The following is an 18514-nucleotide window of genomic DNA, read 5'->3' on the forward strand; positions in this document are numbered from 1 at the left end:
GAGGAGGGTCCTTATGAAGTATGAATGGCGCAAACTAGAAAAAGAGCTCTATCTTCCCAAAAAACCAACAGTGATCGAGGTGCCAACGTATCAATTTATCAGTTTGAGCGGCAGCGGCAATCCGAATCGACCTGAATTCAGCGAAGAGATCGCCGCTTTATATACGATTTCTTATTCACTCAGGATGGGATTAAAAAAAGGGGCTTTTGGCAATGAACCCTTTGAATACACGGTCTTTCCTTTAGAAGGTGTGTGGACCTCTCTGACAAAGCCAGACGGTGCCGTCAACAAAGAAGAATTGATCTACAAAATCATGATTCGCCAACCAGAGCCAGTCACGGAAACACTGTTTCAAGAACAGCTCTTGGCCGTCAAAGAGAAGAAAGACAATCCAAATCTAGAAAAGCTCATCTTTGAGCGCTATGAAGAAGGATTGTGTCTGCAAGCGATGCATACAGGTTCTTTTGACACAGAAGCGGAAACATTTGCGAAAATGAAGGAGCTGTTAAAACAAGAACAGTTAGTGATCCGTCCAACGATGGACACGTTCCAGCATCGAGAAATCTATTTGTCTGATCCGCGAAAAGTTTCACCAGATAAAGCCAAAACCGTCCTGCGATGGGCAGTAGAAGCAGAGGGTGGGATTCAGTGAATAAAAACTATTTAAGCATCGACATCGGCGGCACGAAAATCAAATCGGCTGTCATTGATCGCTCGGGGAATATTCTGACACGAGGACGGATGGATACGCCGAAAAATCTTACGGAATTTCTGACAGGGATTGAAACGATCGTTGAAGACGTTCATGGGAGCATTCGGGGCATTGCTGTTAGTACTCCAGGAAAAGTCAACCCAGAGACAGGGACGATCTCGTTTGGCGGGGCATTGCCTTTTTTAGATGGAGTCTCCTTAAAACAGCTGCTGGCAAAGTACCAAGTGCCGCTGGCTGTGACCAACGATGGCAAGGCAGCCGCATTAGCTGAATGGTGGCTAGGAAACCTTAAAGGGATTCAAAATGGGGCTGCCATAACATTAGGTACTGGTTTGGGTGGTGGTGTGATCGTTGAAGGAAAACTGATCCAAGGTGCACATTTTCAAGCAGGGGAATTAAGTTTTCTACTAAATGCCACTAAGAGAAGTGACACTCAAGAAAACGCTGAGCAACCAAATAATCAGGGATTGACCCTGCAGCAATTGGCAGGTTTTAGCGGTTCAGCGGTCGCCATGATTCGCCGCAGCGCCCAACTGCTAGGCTTAGCTGATCTTGCGGATGGTGAAGCAGTTTTTGACGCTATCAATCAGAAAGAGCCACAGGTCTGGGCGCTGTTTACAGCGTATTGCCGAGAAATCGCGTGTGTCATACTCAATGTTCAAGCCGTGATCGACTTAGAGCGCTTCGTGATTGGCGGTGGCATCAGTGCCCAAGCGATCGTGGTGGAAGAAATCGACCGTCAGTATCAGCAACTGCTGACTAGTTTACCGATTTTGCAGCAGACCTTGACGAAGCCGGAAATCCAAGCCTGCAAATTTCAAAATGACGCCAATTTATTAGGGGCGCTCTATCATTTCTTTTTGGAACATGAGATGAAATAAAATAGAAAAAAACTGCCGCGAACCAACGATTCGCGGCAGTTTTTTTAGGCTTTTTTCTTGGTGTCTTTGTCTTCGTCACCTAGGTAATCTTTGCTAGTGAAGGCACTGTGGAAGTATTTGCCGTCTTGACCGTAATAGCGGTTGTAGCGCTGCTTGAATTTGCGGAACACGTAAACGACAAGAACTTTTAGCAGACAATAAATCGGGATTCCGAAAATCACCCCAACGATCCCCATCAAATCACCCATCACTAATAAAACAACCAGAATCGTAATAGGATGGATTTTCAATCGGTCACCCATCACACGGGGCACGACTAAATCGCCATGAAGTAGCTGTACAGCAAACCAAGCAATCAAAAACTTAACCAACATCCCGGTGGAGTCTTGTGCGGCAATGAAAAGCCCCGGGAAAAAGACGATAAAAGGTCCGATATAGGGGATGATGCAAAGCAGACCAGCAGCGATCGCCAGAATACTGGCATACTCTAGGCCGATCAAGAGAAAAACGACCCAATAGATCGCCCCTAAAATCAAGGATGAAATGATTTGTCCTTTCAAAAAGGCACCGACTTGTAAGTCAGAGATCTTGACGATTTCATTAAAGTCTTTGCGAAAACGTGGTGGCACTAATGAGAGGACCGAAAAATAAAACTTGTTTGGGTTACGCAATAAGAAAAAGGCAATGATCGGTCCAGTAAACAAAGCAATGAACAAGGTCGAAATGGTTGAAAATAAACTGCTGAGCCCAGCGGCACCAGTTTGCCAATAGTCTCCAATAAAACTCATGATATTACTGGTGATATTTTGTAGTGTGTCTGTAATTTGTGCCATCTCATCTTGAAATGGGGTATTTTCTAAAAAGGCGGTCGCGTTTTTCTCAAAGTCACTGACCAAACTTGGTAAGCTATTGATCAGATCGGTGGTTTGCTGCTCCAAAATCGGATAAAGCTGGAAACCAGCAAAGACGATCAACAAAAGAATCAACAGATAGATCCCAGCAATCGAAGCACTGCGGGGAATTTTTTTCGTTTCCAATTTATCGACCACCGGATTAAACAGATAGTAAAGGATCAGCCCAAATAAAAAGGGTGGGATAATAGCTGTAAGAATGGCTGAAAAGGGTGTAAATAAAAAAGAAATCTGATTTAGCAAAAAGACAGCAACTGCCGACAAGATAATTAGTCCTAAGACATAATAGCTTGTTTTGCCGCCTAAAAAGTGGATCAATCGGTTATTTTTCATAATAAGCCTCGCTTTCTTAGCTACATTATAACGAAAGACCCCTATTCTGTAAAAAAACAACGTACCTTTCGAAAAAACCACGCTCACATTCTCAATATCTTTATAATGAAAGAATATCTTTAATAAGGCGTTGACTGGTGACCTCTTTCTTCAAAACAGACCAAAAAACGCTCCCGTGAGCACAATGCAGGAGCGTAAAGGATTATTTGCGCACAGTCGTTAAAGTGCAGCGCCCAACGGCAGTTTTTAACCCGCTAGCTAACCAAATAGTGGCTTGCCAAGTTTGGATACGAGCTCCGATGCGATCAGGACTAGCTTCTACAATCAAGGTTCCTTCTTGGGCGGCGGCTAGATGGTTGACTTGCAGGTCAACGCCGGCGGCAAAGGCCTCTTCTTGAGCCAAAGCTTGATTGGCACCGATGCTGCAGGCGGTCTCGATCAAAACACCGTTAATGCCACCGTGAACGAGACCAAAAGGCTGTTTGTGCTGCGCTTTGATCGGCATCCGTAAACGAACAAAATCGGCTGTTGCTGCTTCTACTTCGATTTCTAAGGCTTCCAGTAAATTCATTTTTTGCTCCTTTTTCTAAGAAAGTTACCATGATTATAGCACGAGTTTTGGTAGAAATAGCCGAAGATTTCAGAAAGTCGGCAACAGGGGGAGAAGTCTTAAGAAATTCCCTTAACCAAAGCAATTTCTAACGAAAAGCGACCAGATATGTGTATAATAGAGCTATGTGAATTGAGGAGGAACAAGTAATGAGAGAATGGAAAACCTTAAAAGAGTACGATGAAATTTTGTTTGAACAACATGGAAAAGTGGCGAAAATCACGATTAACCGCCCAGAAGTCCACAATGCGTTTACACCAAAAACGGTGTTTGAAATGATTGATGCATTTTCGATCAGTCGCGATGAACCAGGCATCGGCGTGATTATCTTGACAGGCGCCGGCGATAAAGCCTTTTGTTCAGGCGGAGACCAAAAAGTCCGTGGACACGGTGGCTATGTTGGGGAAGATCAGGTTCCTCGCTTAAACGTATTGGATCTGCAACGCTTGATTCGCACGTTACCAAAACCGGTGATCGCCATGGTCAAAGGCTGGTCGATCGGCGGCGGAAATGTTTTACAATTGGTTTGTGATTTAACGATCGCCGCTGACAACGCTAAATTTGGTCAAACTGGACCAAATGTCGGTAGTTTTGATGGTGGCTATGGTTCGGGCTATCTTGCACGGACAATCGGTCATAAAAAAGCCAAGGAAGTTTGGTTCATGACAAAACAATATACCGCCGAAGAAGCATTGGCGATGAACTGGATCAATACAGTCGTTCCTCTTGATCGAGTAGAAGATGAAACGATGGAATGGGCAGAAACGATGCTGCAAAAGAGCCCGTTGGCGTTACGCATGATCAAAGCATCAATGAACGCAGATACGGACGGATTAGCTGGCATTCAGCAATTAGCTGGCGATGCGACCTTATTGTATTACACGATGGATGAAGCCAAAGAAGGTCGTGACGCGTTTAAAGAAAAACGTCAACCAGACTTCGACCAATTCCCTAAATTCCCATAATGACTGGGAGTTGGCTGCAAAGGCAAGCACAACTTCATCCAGAACGACCAGCTTTTTATTGGCATGAAAAAAGCTGGTCGTTTGCTGCCTTGCAAAAAGAGGTTTATGCTTACGCTGCTTATTATCAAGCCCAATTCGTTGATCAGCCAAACCGGGTAGCTCTTTTTAGCAATAACTCCCCTGAAATGGTCTTTACGATCCTTGCGTTATGGGAGTTGGGGATCGAAGTTCAGCTGCTGAATACGCGATTGACAGCCGCTGAAATCTCCTTCCAATTGCAAGATGCCCACTGCGACTGGGTGATCACGGCGGATCAGGCTGCGATTTCGGGTGTTCGCAGCTTGACCTTTGGACAAGCGATCAAACAGGCGGAGGCTTTTGTTGGTTCTGTTGTTCCTTCGTTTGTTCCTAATGAAGCAATCTATCAAGCAGAGCAAGTGGCTTCAATTATGTATACATCTGGTACGACTGGCAATCCCAAGGGTGTGCCCCAAACCTTTGGGAATCATCTAGCAAGTGCCGAAGCGACTCAAAAAAACTTAGCCATCACTAGCGAGGATTGTTGGCTTTGTGCAGTTCCGCTGTATCATATCAGTGGGTTATCAATTCTCTTACGGTCCTTGCGACTTGGGATGAGTGTTCGTTTGTATGAGCGCTTTGATGCTGGAGAAATGGCAAAAGACCTTGAAGCAGGGAAAGGGACGATCGTTTCTTTGGTGGCAAAAATGTTGACAGATTTGCTGCCCTTGGTGCCCCAACAAGGCTTTGATTCGTTGCGTTATATCCTGCTAGGCGGCGGTCCGATTGCCAAAAGTGTATTGGAAAAATGCCAGCAAAATCAGCTTTCTGTGATTCAATCCTATGGGATGACAGAAACCTGCTCACAAGTGGTGGCATTGCCGCCAGAAAAAGCTTCTGAAAAAATCGGCGCCTCTGGGGTTCCCCTGCAAGGTGTCCATTTACGAATTGCGACTGATGGGAAAATGGCAGACCACCAGACTGCTGAAAATACCCAGCCGATCGGAGAGATCCAACTGCAAGGACCTGCGATCACGACTCGTTACTTGAACGATCGCAGTCCACAGCAGTGGGACCAAGAGGGCTGGTTTGCCACAGGAGATCTAGGTTATCTTGATCAAGAGGGCTTTTTGTATGTAGTCAGTCGTGCAAGCGAACTGATCATATCTGGTGGAGAAAACATCTATCCCGCAGAAGTGGAGCAAGCCTTGTTGCAGCATCCAGCGGTCAAAGAGGCAGCTGTGGTGGGGGAGCCAGACGAGGAGTGGGGACAATCTGTCGCGGCTTATTTAACGTTAAATGAACCGATCCACTTCCAAGCTTTATTGGATACGTTAGAAGGGCAGATCGCCCACTATAAATTTCCGCGCCGCTTTTATCACGTGCGAGAAATGCCGCGCACAGCAAGCGGTAAAGTTTTAAAAAGGCTATTGCTGAGTGAAGAAAGAGTGAACTACATTGAACAGCAAATCAACAAGTAATTATGAGGCAGCGATCGCTGCCGGGAAAACCTATTTGAGTGAGTATCAACCTATAGAAAGGTGTGACTTACTGGCTCTTTATGCAGCTGCACAAGAATATAGAGGGGAACGCTACTTCTGGCGTACCCCTGATGAAACGACCAGTATAGTAGGGTTGGGTTGGTTAGCCACTTTTTCGCAACCCAAACTTGCAGACTTTTCAGAAGTCCGCTCTCTCTTAAAGCAAGCCCACTATCAACCAGAGGCACCTTTTCAGGCGCAGTTAGTTGGCGGCTTTGCTTTTGATGAACAGGCAGAAGTCAGTCAGGATTGGGCTGAGCTAGGTGCTGGTCTCTTTGCGTTGCCAGAAATACTGGTCAGCAAAACTGGAGATCAGTGTGGCGTCGTTTATACAGTAGCCGCTTCTTCCGAGGAACAACGACAACAAAAAGTCGCTGCCTTACAGGAAAAAGTCGCAAGCTGGTTGCATGCCAATTCGGACAAGAGTCTTGTAGCAGAAACGCCTGCTTTTCAGGCACAAGAGGAACTAGATGTGCCCCAATGGCTGCAAGCGGTCGAAGAGACAGTGGCAGCCATTCGCTCAACTGAAACACCGTTGAAAAAAGTGGTTCTGGCAAGACGAATGAAGGTAGAAACGAAGCAGTCGATCATTAGTGCTGCGGTGTTGCAACGGTTGGCGCAACAGCAGCCGAATACCTATCTTTTTGCCATCGAACATGGGGGCCATGTTTTTGCTGGTGCGACGCCAGAACGCTTGCTAAAAGCGACTGTCGATCAGTTTGAAACGGTGAGTATCGCAGGTTCCGCACCAAGAGGCAAAACCAAAGAAGAAGATGAGGCACTGGCACAAGCCCTTTTAGCGGACGCAAAAAATACCCATGAACATCAAGTAGTTGTCGATCGCTTAGAAACGGCATTGGCCACTTTGTTAGCTGACGGCTTTCAATCAGAAGCTCGTTCCGTGATCAAAAATCGTGACATTCAGCATTTGTTTGTTCCTTTAGCAGGGCAAAGAAAGGCAGGAGTCAACTTTCTGACCGCCGTGCAAAAACTACACCCGACCCCAGCATTGGGGGGAGAACCGAAAGAAGCAGCCGTCTCATGGATTCGTACCCATGAACCAGCCAGCAGAGGGATGTACGGTGGACCGATCGGTTGGTTGGGTATTCAAGAAGATATTGGCGAGTTTGCTGTGGCGATCCGCTCAGGATTCTTTAGCGGCAATCAAGCAACGCTGTATGCGGGCTGTGGGATCGTTGCCGATTCAGATGCGGAATCCGAACGTCAAGAAACACGGTTAAAATTTCAACCGATGAGGAGAGGGATCTTAGGAGATGAATAACCAGACAGTCATGACAGACTATTTACTAGCGGCGATCCAAGGACTAAAAGCAGCGGGTGCGAAGCGAGCAGTCATTAGTCCCGGTTCACGCTCCACGCCATTGGCGCTACTATTGCATCGTGATCCTGAGATCACCTGTACGGTGGCTGTCGATGAACGTTCGGCTGCTTTTTTTGCTTTAGGGATGTCCAAAGTTGATCTCCAGCCGACGATCTTACTGTGTACCTCTGGAACTGCAGCAGCCAATTATTATCCAGCTGTTTGTGAAGCAGAAGCTACCAACTTGCCACTGATCGTCTTAACGGCTGATCGCCCACCAGAACTGCGGGGCGTTGGGGCGCCACAGGCAATGGATCAACAGAATTTGTATGCCTCTCATGTCAAAAAGATGGTAGAGATGACGGTGCCAGAAAACGATCCTGCTTTGTTGCGTTATAGTTTTTGGCAAGCTGCAACTTGCACGATCGAAGCGCAAAAACAGCCGAAAGGCCCTGTCCAAATCAACTTTCCATTACGGGAGCCGCTGTTGCCTGACTTTAGTCGCCAATGCAGTATGCAGCAAGACGTGAGCTATCTGGCACCACAACAAGAGCTGTCAGCAGAGATGATCACCCAGCTAGCCCCTTACTTTGATAAAAAAGGTATTCTGATTGCTGGAGAAAGCCTTACGATCGAAGAAGCGCAGCAGTTGCTGGCTTTTTCGGACAAATTAGGCTGGCCGATCGTCGGCGATCCATTGACCAATCTGGCGACAGCCGGTACCAAAGTAGGAACATTTATCAGTCAAGCCGATCTTGTTTTCCCACAATTGACTTCTGCCTTCCAACCAGAAGTGGTCGTGCGTTTTGGTCGCTTACCAGTCACCAAAAATGTCCTATTATGGTTGAACAAAGCAGCCGATACGACGACGTGGCTCTTTGTTGATCCATCAGGGCAGTGGCAAGATCAGCTGCATCGGGCAAACTATTTGATCGAAGCAGCGATCAGCGCCTTCGTGGCGGCCATCACCCAGTTGCCGATCGTCAAACATACGGCGTGGCAACAACAATGGCAAGCACTTCAAGCGCGGGCAGACCAGGTGATTGCTGCAAGTCCCCAGTTGCAACAATGGGATGAGAGCAGCGCTGTGCGCATGCTCCAACAATGTTTGCCTGAAGAAGCGCAAATTCTTTTGGCAAACAGCAATGCGATCCGTTTTTTTGATCGCTACGGCAGCAAAACTACCTCCACTTATCGAGTGTATGGAAACCGAGGCGTCAATGGGATCGACGGCCTTGTCTCGACCGTGGCTGGGATTGCTTCCGCCAGTCAAAAGCCTACCTACTTGTTGATTGGTGATTTAGCGTTGTACCATGATATGAACGGCCTACAACTACTGCGCCAGTATCAATTGCCAGTAACGATCATTTTACTGAATAATAACGGTGGTGGGATCTTTTCCTTTTTGTCACAAAACACCTTAGAACCAAACGACTTTGTCCCGCTCTTTGGTACTCCGTTAGATCTTGAGTTTCAAAAAGTGGCGGCCTTATATGAGGCAGATTGGCACACACCGACCTCTTTGCTAGAGTTTCAAACGATTTTAACGGAAACAAGTCAACAGCCGCGCTTTCAAATAATCGAAGTGAAGGGTGAGCAAAAAGATCCGGTCAACACTTGGCAAGCACTCCAACAGCAGTTTAGCGAGGCAGGAGCGCAGCAATGAAGGACACGATAAATGGCGTCAGTTATTTTTATCAGTGGCTGCAGCCGTATCGACCATCCTTACCAACCCTTGTGGCATTGCATGGCTTCACGGGTTCTTCGGAAAGCTTTCGACCGGTTTTTGCAGAGGAAAGTTCTTACAATATATTGGCAATCGATTTGATTGGACATGGACGCTCATCGATTTATGTCCATCCCATGCGTTATGAACTTCCTTTACTGGTGGAGGATCTCGCACACCTTTTAGCGAAGTTAGGGATTGAACGTTATGGCCTGTATGGCTACTCGATGGGGGCGCGAATCGCACTTGTCTGGGCGGTCATGGAACCAACGGCAGTGACCCATCTTTTGCTTGAGAGTGGTTCACCTGGGTTAGCTGATCCAGCGGAACGACTCGCTCGTCAGCGGCACGATCGTCGCTTAGCGTTGCGCTTACTAAGGGAGCCTTTGGTCGATTTTGTCGATTACTGGCAAGAACTGCCGTTGTTTGCTAGTCAAAAGGAGCTACCTTTAGCGCAGCAGGCTGCTGTACGGCAAGGACGCTTGCAGCAAAACAAATTTGGCTTGGCAGTAAGCTTGATTTACGGTGGTACTGGCAAACAGCCAAGCTGTTGGTCGGCACTTCCGCAGCTAGCTTGTGAAATTCTTTGTTTAGCGGGGGAAAAAGATGTAAAGTTTCGTAAAATCGCCCACCAAATGAAGCAGCTGCAACCAGAGATGACCATCAAAGTCGTTGCTAATGCTGGACATTGTATCCATTTAGAACAGCCGACACAGGTTCGTCATGAAATCGATCAATGGTTTGTAAAAGGATCGGGGCCACAGTCAGCTGATTGACAAGGAGAGAACGCAATGAAGATTGAAAAAATTGAACGCATCGCCTGTCGCTTGCCCCTCAAACAACCCTTTGTGACAAGTTATGGACAATTAACAGAAAAAGCTTTTGATCTTTATTTGGTGACGACAGAGGATAAAACGATGGGAATCGGTGAATTGGTCGCTTTTGAGCAGCCAGATTACATTGAAGAAACCCTCTTTTCTGCTCGACAAGTGATTGAAACAGCACTGATCCCATTATTGATTGACCAAGAGATCGAGCATCCGCAAGAAGTTTGGCAGCTGTTTCAAACGGTCCAAGGAAACTACATGGCAAAATCGGCTTTGGAAACAGCGATTTGGGATCTATATGGCAAGCAAACGCATCAAAGTGTGAAAGAGCTTTATACCGCAACCCGACCGAGTGTTGCTGTTGGCGTTAGTCTTGGCATACAAGACTCTGTCGAAAAACTAGTGGCTCTTGTTGCCGATTATGTCGCCCAAGGGTATCAACGAATCAAATTAAAAATCAAGCCTGGGCAAGATCTGGTACCCTTGCGAGCGATTCGACAAGCCTTTCCAGAATTGCTTTTGATGGCAGATGCAAACGGAGCCTATCAGAGTGAGCCAGAACGCATTTTGGCACTTGATGACTTAGGCTTGGTGATGATCGAGCAACCACTTAAGGTACGAGATCTGGTGGGGCACAGTCAGCTGCAGCGGCAGATGAAGACGCCTCTATGTTTGGATGAAGATATTCGAACGGCAGAAGACGTCGATACCGTCGCAGCCCTGGACAGCTGCCGTGCGATCAACCTGAAAATCCCCCGTGTCGGTGGGATCACCGAAGCCTTGCGAATCCTTGATCGATGTCAAACCCATGGACTACTCGTTTGGTTAGGCGGCATGTTTGAGTCTGGTGTGGGACGAGCCATGAATTTGCAATTTGCGAGTCAAGATATTTTCCATTTTCCTGGGGATCTTTCCGCTTCTGATCGTTACTTTTATGATGATGTCATTACACAGCCTGCAACTTTGCATGAAGGCAAGCTGCTGGTACCTGATGGAAAGGGCTTTGGCATCACGCTAGCAGGAACAAAGCTAAGTCAATATGGGCAACTTAAAGAATGTATCTACTCAAGAAAACGATCAGCGAAAGAATAACATCATCAAAGAAAAAACAGCGAAAGCAAAAGAAATGGCCAGCAGGGAAATCTGCGGGCCGTTTCTTTTGCTTTATTCTGCGTTTTTGAATTCTTTTTCAATTTGTAGTCGTTGGACTTTCATGGTTGCTGTTCGTGGGATATCTTCGTAGTCGCGTAAAATTGGCTGATTGAGGTGTGGGAGATCTTCCACCATTTTCCACCAAGCATCCCAATCCATTTGACGATTTGGTGCTAAAGCAATGATTGGTTGCGGTGAGTTTTCTTTGTCGCGAACGATCACGACTTCGGCAAGGAAGTCTAAATGATCCAGCAAAAGGTCTTCCAAGGCAAGATTGCTTTCAATATTTTTGATCAAGTCCACTTGACGGTCTTTTAAGTAAAGATGTCCCTGATCATCCATCATGCCGTAATCACCACTGTCCCACCAAGCGCCATAGACATTGTCAGCAAAACGCTGATCTTCTTTATAATAGGTCAACGCGCGTCCTTTTGAAAGGAAATGGATGTGCCCATCGGTATTGGCTGGCAGCTCGTTGCCCTCGGCATCGGCGATCCGTGCTCTCGTTAAGTCCTCCAGACCGACACCCATATCACGGGCATCGTTGGTAGCGATGCTTTCTAAGGTATGTGCTTTTAGGATCATTGGCCCGCATTCACTTTGGCCATAGACTTGTAAAAAGAGTGCTTCTTTTGTTGCTGAAGTATTTAAAAAAGTCGCCATTGTTTGATTGTTGATGGCATCAAAGGTTGAGTGATAGTAACGAATATTGGCAAAAGCATCTGGTTGTTCTTTTGCCACAAAGCTCCATTGGACAAAATTGTTTGGATGAGTTTCCAAAGCAATCGGTGGATATTCTTTTAACATGCCTACGACATGAGCGCCGTTGGCATTGGCTAATGGCATCATCGGAAAGCCCATCGCCATCAAGGAGGAGATACCGATATTGAAGCGGGAGTGCACCGGTGAAATATGGAACGCAATTAAATCAGAGTCAGCTTTGGTGCGATCGATCTTGGTGAAGATCGTTTTTTGCCATTTTGTCCGCCAGCCCATGGAGTTTGCTGAATGACAAATCAATTTTGGAATACCCGTCGTTCCAGAAGTATGGGTCATATAGGAAATTTGATCCACCGGTAATTCAGTTTGTTCCACTGGTTCCGCTGGCTGCTGCAGCAAATGGCGAACAGCGATCTGTTTGTCAGTACTGCTATTTTTCACTTGTGCGACGCGGCCTTCGGTTTCTTCATCAAATAAGATGTAAGGATCTTCTAAGCGATCCACAAACACTTCGATGGTTTCAGCAGGAAAATGATAGGAGATCATAGCAGGAACGGCACCAAGGTAAGAAGCAGCCGTTGCTAACAAATACGTATCGAATTTTGAAGATTTATACAGAATGATTTTATCTCCTGCTTGCACGCCAAGTGAGGCAAGTTGATAAGCACGCTTTAAAATCATTTCATGGCTCGAACGGTAGGTACTACGATAGCCAAGCTCAGGAAATGCTGGCAACACTTCATCATGGATGATGGGGGTGTCAGGGAACGTCTCAGCAGCTTCGCGATAATTGGTGTATAGATTCAATGGACGATAGTCTAAAATGGACAAATAGAACACTCCTTTAAAAGTTCGTGAAAAACTTCATTTGATTTCTCCATTTTAGCACAGGAATTCCTCGATACAATAGATATTTTGTGTTTTTTATTTAATTCTAAAAAATCATCCGGACAAAGACTTTCGAAGAATGAATGACTGTGATGTGTTATCATTCATTCCTCGTACTAAGCGGAAAAAGTGCATAATCAACGAGTGTATTTTGCTACAAAATCTTCGATTGGGAGGCGAAAGTCTAAATAGCGTGCTTTTAATTCTGCACGATTCCAATTCCACCAAGCGATTTCTTGCAAAGCAGTGATCGTTTCTGGATCAAAGCGGTATTTGATCACTTTTGCTGGAACCCCGCCGACGATCGCATAAGGCGGCACATCTTTGGTTACGACTGCGTTTGAGGCGATCACGGCACCATCACCGACGGTCAAACCAGATTGGATCACGGCACCGTGGCCGATCCAGACATCATTGCCAATGACGGTCGTTTTTGCTTTGCGTTTTTCTAAGAAGAACTCGTCCTTTGGCGCAAATCCATAGCCTTCGCCATTATAGGCAAAAAGATGCTGACTAGGGCGTTCATAGGGATGATTGGTAGGGCCGATGCGGACCATCGCTGCGATACTGATAAAACGTCCTAATTGGCTGTTCTGAATAAAGCAATATTGCCCCGTATAGGTATAATTGCCGATGGAAGAATGATCAATGTGATTGGCTTCGCCAATTTCGACATAGTCTCCTAAAGTTGTGTCTTGAAGCTGCGAGTCTTTGCCAACGATCGGCTGTTCATCTGGAAAATTTGTGATCGATAGGTGCATAGAAATCATCCTCTCTTGCGTATTGCTATCATTTTACCGCACTTTTTTGTACTATTTGACTAATACGCACTAAAGACAAAAGGAGGTCTGCTTTATGGAGACGATTTATCAGTTAGATAAGATGACCGAAACGATAGCTAAGCGAGCAATCAAAAAAGGATACTCGTTAAAAAATCAAGCGGCCCCAGAGGCGCTGTTTGTGCGCAGTTCAACGGTTCCTAACGAATTGATCACACCAGAATTAGCTGTGATCGCTCGCTCAGGAACAGGCACCAATACGATCGATTTGGCACGGTGTACTCAAAATGGCACAGTAGTTTTCAATAGTCCTGGTGTCAATGCCAATGCAGTCAAAGAGTTGGTGCTATCCAATTTATTTCTCAGCGTCCGCCCCTTATTCAAAGCGATCCAGACGGTAGCCGATTTGCAAGAAGAACTAACGTCCGGTCAAATTGAAGCAGAAGAGGTGTTGAAGGTAGCTGAAGAACGGCGAAAAGAAGTGATTGGCGAAGAATTAGCTGGAAAAACCATCGGTATTTTAGGGTTAGGAGAGATCGGTGAACGGGTGGCAAAAGCCTGTCATCAGCTAGGGATGGAGGTTTTGGGCTATGCCCGAACGAAGAAAGCAGCACACGATTACGAGCAAGTCAGTGACCTGCAAATGCTGTTGACCGAATCAGATTTTGTGGTGGTCTTGCTCCCTTTAAGTCAAGAGACCAAAGGCATGCTGAATCGACAAACGATTCAGCAGATGAAAAAAAATGCAGTGTTGATGAATTTTGGTCGCGGGGAAATCGTGGAAGAAGCAGCCGTCTTAGAAGCATTAGCCAAAAATCAGCTCAAACAATACATCACTGATTTTCCTAGTGCGGGCTTGATCGGACAACCGAAAGTGTTGTGTTATCCGCATATCGGTGGCAGTACTACCAATGCCTTGGAAAAGGGGGACCACGTAGTTTTTGATCGCATGCATGCCTATTTACGCGCTGGGACGATTCAAGAATCGGTCAATTTCCCCCATGCAGAGTTGCCTTTTTTGGCACCGTATCGCTTAGCGCTGTTTTATCACGACAAGCCTGGTGCTTTTGCCCCATTATTGCGGATCATTTCTGAAGCAGGCGTGGATATCGATAATTTGGCGAGTGAGAGAAAAGCCGGAGTTGCCTATACTTTGATTGATCTTGATGAGACAAATGAAACACTGCTGCAAGATCTACAGCAGCAGATACAGCAAGAAACAGCGATCATTCGTGCCCGCTTGATCAAAAATTCGCGAACCAGTGAATAGTTGCCACCAACAATGTTTCTTGTTATGATGAAAAAAAAGTAAAGGAAGTTCATCATGACGAATAAGTTTCAAGATAAAAAGAAGGTCGCTTTGCCTCGTTATCAGCAGATTGCCGTAGCGATCGCGGAACGAATCGTTGAAAATCGCTACCAAGTTGGGCAAAAGATCCATGCACGCTCAACATTAGCCAGCAATTTCAATGTCTCTCCTGAAACAGCCCGCAAAGCGATCAATGTATTAGTTGATTTAGAAATCATGGACGTCCGTCATGGCAGCGGCGCCTATATTGCTTCAAAGGAAAAAGCACAGGCCTTTGTGGAACAATACCAAGATGTGCAGTCGATCCAAGAAATTAGACAAGATATTTTAGACAGTGTGGAGCGGCAGCAGCAAGAGCTGGATAATTTTTCTGACTTGTTGAACACGCTAGTGCAGCAAACCAAAAAGGTACACCACATGAGTCCGTTTGTGCCCTTTGAGCTTCAGCTGACGGAACAGGCGCAGCATTTGGAAAAAAGTATCAACGAATTGAATGTTTGGCAGGCAACAGGGGCGACGATCATCGCGATCCAAACAACCGAAGAATTGTTGTTGTCACCGGGACCTTATGCGAAATTCAGTGCAGGCAATACGATTTATTTTGTCGGGAATGAATTGGCGTTGCAACGCATGACCAATTTCTTCTATCCAACGGACCATTCAGCGTAATTCTTTTTCCTGATTCCCATGCTTTTTTTGCAAAAGAAAAAGCATTGGGAAATTTTTTTTGACAAAGTGACCACATCTTGTTAAGATAGTATGGTCACTTTCGTGAAATTTTTCAGAAAAAGGAGTATTAATCATTTGAGTAAAGTTAAAGTGGAACACTTAACCAAAATCTTCGGTAAGAAAAAGCAGCAAGCTCTAGCCATGGTCAAAGAACAACGCAGCAAAAACGAGATTTTAGAAAAAACGGGTGCCACCGTCGGGGTCTATGATGTGAACTTTGAAGTCAACGAAGGCGAGATTTTCGTCATCATGGGCCTTTCTGGAAGCGGGAAGTCAACATTGATTCGACTATTGAATCGATTGATCGAGCCGTCTGGCGGAGATATTTACATAGATGGCGTGGATGTTGCCAAAATGAGTAAAGAGGAACTACGAGAAGTTCGCCGTCACAAAATCAACATGGTTTTCCAAAGCTTTGGCCTTTTCCCTCATCGGACAATTTTAGAGAACACAGAATACGGACTAGAAGTCCGTGGGGTCTCGAAAGAAGAACGAACAGCGAAAGCGGAAAAAGCGTTAGAAAACTCAGGATTGCTTTCTTTTAAAGACCAATACCCTGACCAGCTGTCTGGAGGGATGCAACAGCGTGTGGGACTTGCCCGTGCGTTAGCCAATGATCCAGAGATCCTCTTGATGGATGAGGCCTTTTCAGCATTAGATCCGCTGATTCGCCGTGAAATGCAAGATGAACTTTTAGAATTGCAAGCCAATGTTCAAAAAACGATTATCTTTATCACCCATGATTTGAACGAGGCCTTGCGGATCGGTGACCGGATCGCTTTAATGAAAGATGGTCAGATCATGCAGATCGGTACAGGAGAAGATATTTTGACGAATCCTGCCAACCAATACGTGCGTGATTTCGTGGAAGATGTCGATCGTTCCAAAGTCTTGACTGCGCAAAACATCATGGTCCCAGCATTGACGACGAACATCGAGATCGATGGACCAAGCGTAGCATTGAACCGGATGCGGAAAGAAGAAGTCAGCATGCTGTTAGCCGTCGACAAACGTCGTCACCTAAAAGGAAGCCTGACAGCCGAGTCTGCTCGTGAGGCACGGAAAAACAATCTGACCTTGAAGGAAGTTATTGATAAAAATGTTAAAAAGATCGATAAAGATATGCTGGTAACGGATATCTTCAATTTGATCTATGATTCGCCTACACCTTTAGCCGTGGTAGAAAACGATCGTTTGATCGGAGTCGTGATCCGCGGAAGTGTGATTGAAGCATTGGCTGAGACTGATTCAGCCGCTCAAGCAGAGGAAGGGGTAGTGACAAATGGATAATTTCTTACAACATACGATTCCGGTGGCTGATTGGGTCGAAAACTTTACTGATTGGCTAACAGGAACTTTCAGTGGATTGTTTTCAGCCTTACAGTCTTTCGGACAATTTATCATGGACGCTATTACAAATGTATTACTGTTTGTACCACCGTTATTAATGATCGTCTTATTGACGGCTGCTGCCTTTTTCGTTTCACGCAAAAAATTCGGCTTGCCAGCCTTTACTTTTGTCGGGTTGCTGTTCATCTATAACCAAGGGTTATGGACAGACTTGATGAACACCGTGACGTTGGTCTTGTTGTCGAGTTTGGTTTCGATCATCATCGGGATTCCACTAGGGATCTTAATGGCGAAAAGCGAAAAAGCGCAAAGTATCGTGACGCCGATCTTAGACTTTATGCAAACGATGCCTGGTTTCGTTTATTTGATTCCTGCGGTTGCTTTCTTTGGGATCGGGATGGTTCCTGGGGTCTTTGCCTCAGTGATCTTTGCTCTACCACCAACCGTTCGGATGACGAACCTAGGGATTCGCCAAATTTCTCGTGAATTGGTGGAAGCCTCTGATTCCTTCGGTGGGACTGGCTGGCAAAAACTGATCAAATTAGAATTGCCACTAGCCAAAAGCACTATTTTGGCTGGGGTCAACCAAACCACGATGCTGGCATTATCAATGGTCGTGATCGCGTCAATGATCGGTGCTCCTGGGTTAGGGCGCGGCGTCTTGTCCGCCTTGCAACGAGCACAAGTCGGTAACGGATTTGTCAGTGGGGTATCCTTAGTTATTTTGGCGATCATCATGGATCGCTTTACCCAGAATTTGAATCGTTCGGCACATCAAAAAGCAGCCAGCAAGACAAGTCGCAAACAAAAACGTCTTTTTGGCGGGATTGCTGCAGCGGCAGTCGTTGCTTTGATTGGAGCATCGTTTGCCTTTGGAAATGTTTCTGACAGCAAAGGCACGGTGAACTTGGCGTATGTCGAATGGGATACGGAAGTTGCATCTACCCATGTGGTGGCAGAAGTTTTGTCGCAAATGGGCTACGAAGTCAATACGACGCCTTTGGATAATGCCATCATGTGGGAATCGGTGGCAAAAGGGGAAGTTGACGGGATGGTCGCTGCTTGGCTGCCATCTACGCATCAATCCCAGTATGAACAGTACCAAGACCAAGTTGAAAACTTAGGTCCTAACTTAGAGGGGGCAAAACTGGGGATCGTTGTACCAAGTTATATGGATGTAGATTCCATCGCAGACCTTTCTGACGAAGCTGGAAAAACCATCACTGGTATCGAACCAGGCGCTGGTGTCGTAAATGCAGCGGAAAATACGGTTGCAACGTATGACAACCTTTCCGATTGGAATGTCGCTACCTCTTCTTCAGGAGCGATGACAGTGGCATTAGGCCAAGCCATCAAGAACCAAGATGAGATCGTTATTACTGGCTGGTCTCCACATTGGATGTTTGCGAAATATGATCTGAAATATCTGGATGATCCAGAAGGAACAATGGGTGAAGCAGAAAGCATCAACACTGTTGTACGCCAAGGATTAGCAGATGACATGCCAGAAGTCTACGAAGTACTTGATCGTTTCAACTGGACACAAGAAGACATGGAAGAAGTCATGTTAGCAATCAATGACGGAACGTCAGCCGAAGATGCAGCCAAAGATTGGGTAGCCAATCACCCAGAAGAAGTTGCTGCTTGGACGAACTGATGTCTAAAAATAGAACGACCGCAGATTGAAGCGGTCGTTCTTTTTGTTATTGACTTTAGTCAGTTTCGTTCGCGTAGCGTACGAA

16 protein-coding genes are annotated in these 18514 nt (G+C 46.0%); 12 read left to right on the forward strand and 4 right to left on the reverse strand.

The window, feature by feature from the left end; genetic code table 11:
- Positions 1-13 precede the first annotated feature (13 nt).
- Together Q1X33_RS12840 and Q1X33_RS12845 are read left to right on the forward strand one after the other, a co-directional pair.
- Positions 14-652: a GyrI-like domain-containing protein gene (locus Q1X33_RS12840; protein ID WP_005228587.1), complete on the forward strand. Its 639-nt coding sequence runs from the start codon at positions 14-16 to the stop codon at positions 650-652.
- Positions 649-1593 carry an ROK family protein gene (locus tag Q1X33_RS12845; protein WP_005228589.1) on the forward strand — a complete coding sequence of 315 codons (945 nt, stop codon included), beginning with the start codon at positions 649-651 and terminating at the stop codon, positions 1591-1593. Before Q1X33_RS12840 ends, Q1X33_RS12845 begins: the two co-directional genes overlap by 4 nt.
- 44 nt (positions 1594-1637) lie before the next feature.
- Here the strand turns inward: Q1X33_RS12845 and Q1X33_RS12850 are convergent, their stop codons facing one another.
- Complete coding sequence (locus tag Q1X33_RS12850; RefSeq protein WP_005231861.1) at positions 1638-2837, reverse strand: AI-2E family transporter; 1200 nt, start codon at positions 2835-2837, stop codon at positions 1638-1640.
- A 202-nt stretch (positions 2838-3039) separates the two neighbouring features.
- Positions 3040-3408: a PaaI family thioesterase gene (locus tag Q1X33_RS12855; RefSeq protein ID WP_005228593.1), complete on the reverse strand. Its 369-nt coding sequence runs from the start codon at positions 3406-3408 to the stop codon at positions 3040-3042.
- A 188-nt stretch (positions 3409-3596) separates the two neighbouring features.
- On the opposite strand from Q1X33_RS12855, the gene menB reads away from it, so the two are divergent.
- The 6 genes from menB to menC are packed head-to-tail and all read left to right on the forward strand — an operon-like array spanning position 3597 to position 10937.
- Positions 3597-4412, forward strand: a complete 816-nt coding sequence (gene menB, locus Q1X33_RS12860) for a 1,4-dihydroxy-2-naphthoyl-CoA synthase (protein WP_005228595.1) — start codon at positions 3597-3599, stop codon at positions 4410-4412.
- Positions 4412-5911 carry an o-succinylbenzoate--CoA ligase gene (gene menE, locus Q1X33_RS12865; RefSeq protein ID WP_005228597.1) on the forward strand — a complete coding sequence of 500 codons (1500 nt, stop codon included), beginning with the start codon at positions 4412-4414 and terminating at the stop codon, positions 5909-5911. The genes menB and menE overlap by 1 nt, the downstream gene beginning before the upstream one ends.
- Complete coding sequence (locus Q1X33_RS12870) at positions 5889-7253, forward strand: isochorismate synthase (protein ID WP_005228598.1); 1365 nt, start codon at positions 5889-5891, stop codon at positions 7251-7253. Before menE ends, Q1X33_RS12870 begins: the two co-directional genes overlap by 23 nt.
- The gene (gene menD, locus Q1X33_RS12875) at positions 7246-8958 is read left to right on the forward strand and encodes a 2-succinyl-5-enolpyruvyl-6-hydroxy-3-cyclohexene-1-carboxylic-acid synthase (RefSeq protein ID WP_005228600.1); all 1713 of its coding nucleotides are present in this window, start codon (positions 7246-7248) and stop codon (positions 8956-8958) included. The genes Q1X33_RS12870 and menD overlap by 8 nt, the downstream gene beginning before the upstream one ends.
- Positions 8955-9794, forward strand: a complete 840-nt coding sequence (gene menH, locus Q1X33_RS12880) for a 2-succinyl-6-hydroxy-2,4-cyclohexadiene-1-carboxylate synthase (protein ID WP_005228602.1) — start codon at positions 8955-8957, stop codon at positions 9792-9794. Before menD ends, menH begins: the two co-directional genes overlap by 4 nt.
- A 15-nt stretch (positions 9795-9809) precedes the next feature.
- Positions 9810-10937 (forward strand): o-succinylbenzoate synthase, encoded by a 1128-nt coding sequence (gene menC, locus Q1X33_RS12885; RefSeq protein WP_005228604.1) that lies wholly within the window; start codon positions 9810-9812, stop codon positions 10935-10937.
- Between the two features lie 72 nt (positions 10938-11009).
- Here menC and Q1X33_RS12890 read toward each other — a convergent pair whose 3' ends face one another.
- Positions 11010-12548: an AMP-binding protein gene (locus tag Q1X33_RS12890; protein WP_005228605.1), complete on the reverse strand. Its 1539-nt coding sequence runs from the start codon at positions 12546-12548 to the stop codon at positions 11010-11012.
- A 194-nt stretch (positions 12549-12742) separates the two neighbouring features.
- Complete coding sequence (locus Q1X33_RS12895) at positions 12743-13366, reverse strand: DapH/DapD/GlmU-related protein (RefSeq protein WP_005228606.1); 624 nt, start codon at positions 13364-13366, stop codon at positions 12743-12745.
- Positions 13367-13460: 94 nt separating this feature from the next.
- Between Q1X33_RS12895 and Q1X33_RS12900 the strand changes: the two genes are divergently transcribed.
- The 4 genes from Q1X33_RS12900 to Q1X33_RS12915 all read left to right on the forward strand — a co-directional run bounded on the left by Q1X33_RS12900 (position 13461) and on the right by Q1X33_RS12915 (position 18429).
- Positions 13461-14654: an NAD(P)-dependent oxidoreductase gene (locus Q1X33_RS12900; RefSeq protein ID WP_034869144.1), complete on the forward strand. Its 1194-nt coding sequence runs from the start codon at positions 13461-13463 to the stop codon at positions 14652-14654.
- Positions 14655-14708: 54 nt separating this feature from the next.
- Positions 14709-15362 (forward strand): GntR family transcriptional regulator, encoded by a 654-nt coding sequence (locus Q1X33_RS12905; RefSeq protein ID WP_005228608.1) that lies wholly within the window; start codon positions 14709-14711, stop codon positions 15360-15362.
- Positions 15363-15497: 135 nt separating this feature from the next.
- Positions 15498-16712 carry a glycine betaine/L-proline ABC transporter ATP-binding protein gene (locus Q1X33_RS12910; RefSeq protein ID WP_005228609.1) on the forward strand — a complete coding sequence of 405 codons (1215 nt, stop codon included), beginning with the start codon at positions 15498-15500 and terminating at the stop codon, positions 16710-16712.
- Positions 16705-18429: an ABC transporter permease/substrate binding protein gene (locus Q1X33_RS12915; protein WP_005228611.1), complete on the forward strand. Its 1725-nt coding sequence runs from the start codon at positions 16705-16707 to the stop codon at positions 18427-18429. Before Q1X33_RS12910 ends, Q1X33_RS12915 begins: the two co-directional genes overlap by 8 nt.
- The last annotated feature ends 85 nt before the right edge of the window (positions 18430-18514 follow it).

It is taken from the genome of Enterococcus sp. B2E4 (assembly GCF_030499455.1).
In the GTDB taxonomy this organism is placed as follows: domain Bacteria; phylum Bacillota; class Bacilli; order Lactobacillales; family Enterococcaceae; genus Enterococcus_D; species Enterococcus_D casseliflavus.